This is a genomic window from Shewanella sp. SG41-4 (genome assembly GCF_014164505.1).
In the GTDB taxonomy this organism is placed as follows: Bacteria; Pseudomonadota; Gammaproteobacteria; order Enterobacterales; family Shewanellaceae; genus Shewanella.
Window position 1 is genome coordinate 1 of the sequence record NZ_JACJFI010000472.1, and the last position, 2,092, is coordinate 2,092.

The following is a 2,092-nucleotide window of genomic DNA, read 5'->3' on the forward strand; positions in this document are numbered from 1 at the left end:
TAACTCTTTACATCTTTACATCTTTAACACTTTTAAATTTACACTTTGTAGCAACGCAAATGGTGGAGGGAGAAGGATTCGAACCTTCGAAGGCTGAGCCGTCAGATTTACAGTCTGATCCCTTTGGCCACTCGGGAACCCCTCCTCAATTGCGGTCGCCATAGTAGTCAGAAACCTTTTATATGTAAAGTACATAATTGAATATTTTACTAAAGTTTATGACTGTTTGGTCGATAAAATAGCATCGAGCAGTAGTGGTGATGTTTTTATATGCAAATTGAGTCAACATTAGTCAATGAGTTACAAATAGGGAGCCGATTAAACGTTGCGATTGAAAACAATCGTCGCGGTGAATTTGGTTTGCTGTTGGCTATGCTGTCAATTGATGCTCGCGATATGGCTCAATTTCAATTAGATAATGATGTAGAGAGCACACAAAAACTGCGACAACGATTTTCTGTACCTCAACCTCAACTATTAGTCGATGATATTTCTGTTCACCCAGACACTATCGATAACGCGATGATATTTCAGCAACAAGGTGCTCGTCAGTTTCAACTTCAACAAGCATTAACGCCCGAAGCATTAGTGATTAGGGGTTCTCAATCAGATTCTATGGTTGAAGTATTAAGTAACTGTGACTATCTAACGAAAAATAAAGCGATTAATGCCTACCAACAACATACCCCGTTAGAAGATATGCACTTTTTAGAACAGCTGAGCACGCAACGTAAGATATCTAAAATTTTATCAAATTAAGATCTTAGAGAATAACGCATGGACACCTAAAACAGTGAAAGTGATAACGTAATGATTTTTAAAGTATAATATAAGATTCAAAAAATAAAAATAACTGTTAACAACCAGCTGTTAAGTGTGAGTAATAGGCAAATCCGGATCAAAAAGAACGATAAAACAATCGCCAAAAAACATACATTAAAAATCACCTCCAAAATCTGAATGTTCAGGTTTGTAAAAACCTCACTTTTATCTCCTTTCTAAAGCCTGAACTATACTTAGTAGCAGAGTAACCGGTAATGTAAGTACAAGGTTCCTTATAAAAAAATTTATTATTTTATTTTATGTCCTATTCGGAACAATTTTTCTGTTTATTTTGGTATTCAGTTGCGGCATATGCCACAATTATTGTCATGCTAGCGACAAATAAAACCTGATACTCTATTTGCTAAAGATGATTTAATTCCCATGGTACTAAATCATTGCTCAGATATTGCGCTAGAAAAATTAACACAAACAAGGCGGAAGTTGCTTAAACTAGTTGTTCTTACTTTAAAACTGACAACGCGGTTAGGGTTCGCATCGTTTACCTCTGCATAAACAGTTTCGTAAGGGGGACAAACTGCTTACATTTCTTGCCCTCAACCTGTTTGCTTGAAAAGTCAGATCTCACCTTAATCCGACTGCTGTAACCCTAAATAGAAATCATATTTTTTAAGTACCGTTAAACGAATTTAAATGGTCAAGCCTAGTTATATTGTTGTGTCTTATCATCTATGCCATAACGACTTTTTCTCCGTAAAACAAACTGAGATATCGTTATTCTCAATTAAGGAGCGATAATGGGATTTTTACTACCGATTTCACTTTTACTACCGTTCTCAATGAGTGTTATCAATTACCGTTTAAACCGACCGCTAACCGCGTCAGGAATGATCTCTTTTATTTTTTCTACTATCGGATTAATTGCCATAGCGCTGGCGGCAACTAATCATGCCCATGCTGCGGTCATTGATATTGTTCGTTTTCACCAACCTCACCCTAAGGAAGATCTACGCTACCTTTATACTACTGAATTAATAGAGCTCTCATTACAGAAAACCCAGCCGCTTTATGGGGATTATCGTATCGAGCAATCTTATACCCCCATGGCGAGAGATCGTGTTTTAAGGCAGCTAATAAAAGGGCAAAAAATTAATACATTTGTAGCCGCAACCAATTCAGAATGGGAGAGCAAAACTATTCCCATTCGTATCCCAATTTTCAAAGGCTTGCTTAGTTATCGTTTATTATTAATTAATGCCAAAGATCAGCATAAGTTTAATAAAATTATCGATGCGGAGCAGCTAAAGCA

The 2,092-nt window shown here is 36.5% G+C and carries 1 protein-coding gene, 1 tRNA gene and 1 pseudogene; 2 read left to right on the plus strand and 1 reads right to left on the minus strand.

Going from position 1 to position 2,092, the window contains the following annotated elements; all coding sequences use genetic code 11:
* Positions 1-60 precede the first annotated feature (60 nt).
* Positions 61-145, minus strand: a tRNA-Tyr gene (locus tag H5202_RS21230).
* A gap of 125 nt (positions 146-270) precedes the next feature.
* Here H5202_RS21230 and H5202_RS21235 point away from each other — a divergent pair.
* Both H5202_RS21235 and H5202_RS21240 read left to right on the plus strand, forming a co-directional pair.
* The gene (locus H5202_RS21235) at positions 271-759 is read left to right on the plus strand and encodes a VC2046/SO_2500 family protein (RefSeq protein WP_182773805.1); all 489 of its coding nucleotides are present in this window, start codon (positions 271-273) and stop codon (positions 757-759) included.
* 821 nt (positions 760-1,580) lie between these two features.
* Positions 1,581-2,092: pseudogene (locus tag H5202_RS21240) on the plus strand (hypothetical protein); the annotation flags it as partial.

Excerpts from the sequence above, each read along its gene's own strand:
- H5202_RS21235 (WP_182773805.1), top strand. The coding sequence starts at position 271 with ATGCAAATTGAGTCAACATTAGTCAATGAGTTACAAATAGGGAGCCGA.